Raw genomic sequence first — 6,028 nt, 5'->3', positions numbered from 1 at the left:
AAACATTCCTTTCCTTGGTATGGTGTTTTTGACAATTCTATTATACCAAAAGGAATGTTTCTTTGCTTTATATCTTAAAAATTCAGGCTTCCGCCTTTATTTTAATGTGCGAAAGTTGAGTTAATAAATAATGTAAAAACAGAGTAGCTACTGCTAACTTATATTTCTTCTCGTATGAAACAGAATTGCTGTCTTTTATAAAATTTTCTATATCTCCCCTCAATTTATCATCTGCATCATGGTTATTATAAAAAAACATGGCGGCCACTTGTCCTCCTAATTATTCCAAATAAAATGCTGTTTAATTTGGAATATTTATTATAATTCATATTAACTACATGTTATCATGTAATTTGTAAAAATAATATAATAATCCATATAAATTAAAAACTATTATCACACTTAATTTAAAACATAAGACTTCCATCTCAAATTATAATATTTATACACTGGATTCTTTGTAATTGAATACATGGCATCCACAAGTTCTATATGGGTCTTATGATACTCTACGTTTATATTGGGATATTGATTTTTTTTCATGAGATAAGTAGCATCATAAGCTGTCATATGCCCCAAATCATATTTATATATAATTTTAAGCAGCGTATTGTTACAATCGCTAAACATTTTATTGGCACCTTTACTGTAAATACTGTCTTCTGTTTGCGATAAATCATAAATACCGAGTATGGTATATATAAAACCATTTAAAGTGTAAGACTTTGGATTAGTTATATATTCTTGAAAAAAAACATTGCTGTTTCCATCCAATTCCTTTGTCGTATCCTTTGTACCCCCTTCATTGACTGGAATACACATAAATTCATATGCTCTATTGGCAGCATCCAAATATTTTTTATCACCTGCAACTTGATAGGCGCGAACAAAAACGCTAATAGCTTGTCCTTGTGCTAAAGATGACACCCAGCCAGGTTCATAGGCATGCTCATTTATATAATGCTTAAATTTAAAATTAAGTCTCATGGCTCCTGAAGAGTCCTGCAGCGATAATAACTTGTCAACAGAATTTATAAATTTGTTCCTGGTAACAGTACCCTTTTTATATTTTCCAAATTGAGTTAAAGAAAATTGTGCTATAGTTACAGGGTTATAATAAAAGTACCCATCTCCACCGCTGTCCGAATCATATTTGACCATGGGAAATCCATCCTTATCCAGATGCACAGAACTGCTTTCATGATAACAAGTTTCTTCACCGGCATTAATATAATCTCCGGTGGTGGTATATTTAACAGTATCCAGAAATACATACCCTGCATTTTTATATTGGTCCGCTTTTGACTTACTGTATTTTAAATATTTTTTTGTTTCCACAGGTTCTAATGCATGTCTATATTGGGATAACGCTAGGTATGCTTCAGCCATAATTTTTAAAGGCTTATCCGATAAAGAATTAATTATAACAGTCCGATAAACTTTACTTGCTTCTTCATATTGTCCAATTGAATGTTCATATTTGGCATATTTAAATGCAATTTCTGGATCACTTTTAATAAAATCAGTTACATCTTTTACTTTCGCATTTTCCACTGAGTTCATCCCTGTATATATAACTTTATTACTGTATCCTGCAGTTGCAGCATCCACCCATAACATACGTAAAATACAAATTGTCAAAATCAATACGGATATTATTCTTACTATTTTCTTCCTGTTGATTTTGGAATTCTTTTTTCCTCGTCTGAAGTTTCTGACTTTTACTTCTAACATCATAAATCTCCTTATTATTTCAACTTCAAGTCTGGGAAAAATGCTCTATTTCAAAGCATCTTTCCCAATAACAGCAGCTTGATCTTTATTTAAATGCTTTTTCCTTCAATTTATTGAAGTTTTCCGGAGAAGGATACCCTGTATTCAATTGCAGTCCCTTGTCTATGGATTTCAAGGCGTCTTTTTTATCTCCAGCCTTTATCTGTGCGTCAGCCAGATAATACCAGTAAAATCCTGTATCAGGCACTGCCTTTACTTTTTCTTCATAATAGGGTACTACAACTTCTTTAAAGTATCCTCTATAGTTTTCTTCATCTTGTATAAAGGTGCCTTTGTTCCATTTTAGAACATCTACTATATAGGCTTCTCCAGTATCATGCTGCCAGACTGCTATATCCTGCCTGCTATTTCCCTGTACATTCACCACGTCCAGTTTGGAATAGTATATATCCTCCCTGGAAATTTTATCAAGGCCGTTATTGCTCCATCCATATACGGACAGCTGTGCTGCAGTTCCTCCAATTCTCCTGCCCAAAAGCACTTCCTGTTTTCCATCCCCATCCAAATCTGCAGTTAAAGCCGCATCAAGCTTAATACCTGCCCCTGGTTCATCCATAACCTTAACCCAATTTCCCTCTTTTTCTTTGAGAACCAATATGCTTATTTTTTCATCTTCACCAGATGTCTCCTCTGCCAATCTGTAGGCGGTTATTATCTCATCTCTGCCGTCATTGTCCAGATCCTTAAGCAGCACATTATCTTCTTCTTTTGTTTTATCAGAAGTTATAATCTTTGAATTTTGAGGCAGAAATTTTTTCACAATATTCACATAGTCAATATTACTTTTTCTTATGCTAAAATCATTCTTCTCATTTGCTGAAATTACAGTTTTACCTGGCAAATTGGTCATTCCCATGATGAATACACTTATTAAGGCAAAAGCCAATATTACCCACCATTTTTGTGGTTTGTTTTTAAAATTTTTGATCATGGTCATTCTCCTTTTCATATTTGATTTTCCCCTGGCTATTCCTATTGAACCGGGAATTTTTCTGCTGTTGGAAATAAATTTTACAAAGTCAATAATTGTTTCTCCATAGCGTCTGTATTCATTTTTCCCCAAATAAGACAATACATAGGCATCACAGGATATTTCAGAATCTTCCCTCATTCTATGAAGGGCAAACAGTATTACAGGGTTGAACCAGTTTATTATACCCAGGAACAACATTATCCAGCTTACAAAAATATCCTTCCTCTTGAAATGGGCAAGTTCATGCAGAAATATATATTTTTTTTCTTCGTAAGAAATGTTATTCAACAAATCCGGACTGATTAAAATTTGGGGCTTTACAACGCCCAAAAGTGACGGCACACCTACATGTGTATCATAGACAATAGGTATAAATCTGGATATATTCATCCTGGATTTACATCTTTCAAGAAGTTTGACGGTATCCATATCTTTACACCAGGACTCTCTGTTTATCTTTAATGTAAATAAAAAATTTACGAATAATATTATGGCTGCAGAAAGAACTGCCACTGCTGCCCATATAATACCTGCCACATTGAAATAATAATTAAAGCCATGGGAGTTGACTTCCTGCACACTGCCCTTTTCCTGCGATTGTACTTCTGAAGAATTATTTTTAACTTTCATACTACTTGCCGGCTGACTGGAATTTATTTCAGGTGAATTCTGATCTATATGAACTTTTTGTGCAGCAGGTACAATCACATTCAATTTACTTAAAGGGGTTTCAAAACCCATGGGAACAACAAGCCTTATGACAAGCAGAAACCATATATAATACTGCCAGAAGGCACTGAGTTTTGACTTGAGCAGCCATTTTACGCCAAGTATTAAAACAGCTACCATACTTCCCATGGCTGAAGATAAAACTACCATTTCAAAAATAGAAGAAAGATCCATAAGCTCACCTCTCACTGCTGCTCTTTGAATCCAGAATTTGTCTCAACTCGTCTATTTCCTCATCTGATAATTTTTCATCCTTTATGAAATTGGAAATCAACAGACGAATCGATCCATCATATACTTTTTCAAGAAAAGATCTGGTTTTAATGTTCCTGCACTCCTCTTCGGACACTTTGGGAGAGTAAAGATAAAAAGGTTTTTGCTTTTTTACCTGAACAATATCCTTATCCACCAATCTGTTGATGAGAGTATGAATTGTCTTGGGACTCCATGAAGTATACTGCTTTAAAATTTTGATTATTTCACTGGAAGTGACCGGCGAATTTTTCCACAATACCTTCATTATTTCCCACTCTGAATCCGATATTTTATTTGCTTTATTCAACTTTTTCCCTCCTTGGTACTACAGTAGTAATCTCTAAACTTAGATTACTACTGTAGTCTCTATTTGTCAATAGAAAAATCAACAAAAATGAAGTGCTGTAAAATTACCCTGGTGAGCAATTCACAGCACTATTTTAAAGTTTTTACAAAAGCTTCCGTATTTTCTTTCTATATTGTTAAATACCCAAAAGACTCGCTACTTTTGCTTCATTGAAGCCTACCAGGTATTCGCCATCTATAACTATGACAGGAACAGATCTATACCCTTTTTCCATCAGCTGTCTTCTCGCATTGGGATCCGTGGTCACATTGTGCTCTGTAAAATCTACATTGTGTTTCGTAAAAAATTCCTTTGCACTGTGACAGTACTGACAGGTGCTGGTTGTAAATATATCAACTTTATTCATAAAATCATCTCCTTATACTATTACTATTTTCTTTTCAGGTTTATAATATCATATTCGTTCATATCTATCAATAGATTTTAATAATAATTATTAATAAATATTTATTTTCCTCGATTTTTTAATTATTTATCTTGTCAAATTTCTCTTTTATTTGTATGAATAGGCTGTTATTTCAACTGCCACATTTTATTGACTTTGGAAAACAACTTTTCTACACCGGCTCTATGTTGCTCAATATTTTGAACAGCATATGTGTCATTTTTATCTATTGGTTTCATATTTTCATCAACATATATTTCATATGCTTCTCCATCTTCTTCTATTCTTACACCATACTCATATCCACCGGATATCAATGGCCATATAATCAAAAGTTCACCTTTTTTACTGTTGGAAACTGCCAGATTCCCTGTATAATGCAAATAACCCGGTTTCTTTACACTATAGTTATACCCATCTTCTTTCTTCATGCCATAGGAGCTGCCTTCAACTTTAGGTAGATCTTTTATAAATTTATCGTATTTGATTGTTGTTATTAAAAACCAGCTGATATTCATAACTGAAAATGCTGATATTATAAATATGATAATTCTTTTTCCATTAATTTTATTCATAAATTCACCACCCTGTTTCCCTGCTTTTTCATATTCTCGTCATGGGTAACCAGTATAATTGTTTTACCCTGTTTATTTAATTGTTTTAAAATATCAAGTACGGATTCTGCATTCTTTTTATCAAGAGAACCTGTAGGCTCATCGGCCAGTATAATATCACATTTTTTCAGCATTAGTCTGGCCAATGCCACTCTTTGCTGTTCTCCGCCCGATAATGTGTATACCTTTTTATTTAACTTCTCTTCCAATCCTACAGTCCTCAAGGCCTCTTCTATTGATAAATTTGTCTTGCAATTATTTTTAACAAGCTTCAAATTTTCTTTAACAGTCTTATTATCAATTAATGCAAAGTTCTGAAATAAAAAGCCCACTTTTGTCCTAAAATAGTTCAGATGATTTTTTTTATTTTTAATGTCAATACCATCAGCGATTATTTCTCCACTGTCAATTTTTTCAATCGCACCAATCATATTCAATAAAGTAGTTTTACCACAGCCGCTTGGTCCTGAAAATATAATAAAATCTCCATCTTCTATTGTTAAACTGAAATCCTTGAACACTACCTTTTCATCAAATTTTTTAGTTACTTTTTTTATTTCAATCATAGACTCCCACCCTTTAAGATTTTCTGAACCTGAGAATTTTCAATTTTATATATATAAAATGTGATAATGACCAGCTCCAATATCAGGATGCTTATTCCTCCAAAGGCCAGATAATAGCCTTTCTCGGTTTTCATTATCATATTGATGACAAAAGCTGTTGATATGCTTGCTGCTGTAGTTATAACTGTCATCATGATAATTTTTCTATTTTTCTGCAAAATACTATATCCAAGAATTTTCTTGATGGAAAGCTCCACAGCATTTACTTTATATTCCAATGTGATAATTGAGTTGATGATGATAATTTCTAAAAGTAGAATTAAAATACTGAATACTAGATTAATA

8 protein-coding genes are annotated in these 6,028 nt (G+C 33.0%); all 8 read right to left on the bottom strand.

The window, feature by feature from the left end:
* Nucleotides 1–82: 82 nt before the first annotated feature.
* Nucleotides 83–259, bottom strand: coding sequence for an HTH domain-containing protein (locus CLLU_RS18790; RefSeq protein WP_158255947.1), 177 nt, complete (start codon nt 257–259; stop codon nt 83–85).
* Between the two features lie 143 nt (nt 260–402).
* The gene (locus CLLU_RS17900; RefSeq protein ID WP_106011123.1) at nt 403–1,734 is read right to left on the bottom strand and encodes a D-glucuronyl C5-epimerase family protein; all 1,332 of its coding nucleotides are present in this window, start codon (nt 1,732–1,734) and stop codon (nt 403–405) included.
* 85 nt (nt 1,735–1,819) lie between these two features.
* A complete protein-coding gene (locus tag CLLU_RS17895; RefSeq protein ID WP_106011122.1) occupies nt 1,820–3,670 on the bottom strand; it encodes a M56 family metallopeptidase in 1,851 nt (616 codons plus the stop codon).
* A gap of 4 nt (nt 3,671–3,674) precedes the next feature.
* Complete coding sequence (locus tag CLLU_RS17890; protein ID WP_106011121.1) at nt 3,675–4,058, bottom strand: BlaI/MecI/CopY family transcriptional regulator; 384 nt, start codon at nt 4,056–4,058, stop codon at nt 3,675–3,677.
* Nucleotides 4,059–4,233: 175 nt separating this feature from the next.
* Complete coding sequence (locus CLLU_RS17885) at nt 4,234–4,464, bottom strand: glutaredoxin family protein (RefSeq protein WP_106011120.1); 231 nt, start codon at nt 4,462–4,464, stop codon at nt 4,234–4,236.
* 167 nt (nt 4,465–4,631) lie between these two features.
* Nucleotides 4,632–5,078 (bottom strand): hypothetical protein, encoded by a 447-nt coding sequence (locus CLLU_RS17880; RefSeq protein ID WP_106011119.1) that lies wholly within the window; start codon nt 5,076–5,078, stop codon nt 4,632–4,634.
* Entirely contained in the window at nt 5,075–5,683 is a 609-nt protein-coding gene (locus CLLU_RS17875; RefSeq protein ID WP_106011118.1) for an ATP-binding cassette domain-containing protein, read from the bottom strand. The genes CLLU_RS17880 and CLLU_RS17875 overlap by 4 nt, the downstream gene beginning before the upstream one ends.
* Nucleotides 5,680–6,028, bottom strand: a 349-nt coding sequence (locus CLLU_RS17870; RefSeq protein ID WP_146127622.1) for a DUF1430 domain-containing protein, incomplete at its 5' end; no start/stop codon positions are given. The genes CLLU_RS17870 and CLLU_RS17875, both read right to left, overlap by 4 nt.

The organism is Clostridium luticellarii, from assembly GCF_002995845.1.
Taxonomy (GTDB): domain Bacteria; phylum Bacillota; class Clostridia; order Clostridiales; family Clostridiaceae; genus Clostridium_B; species Clostridium_B luticellarii.
Note: the sequence above shows the minus strand (reverse complement) of the source record. Positions and strands in the feature narration are given on the sequence as shown.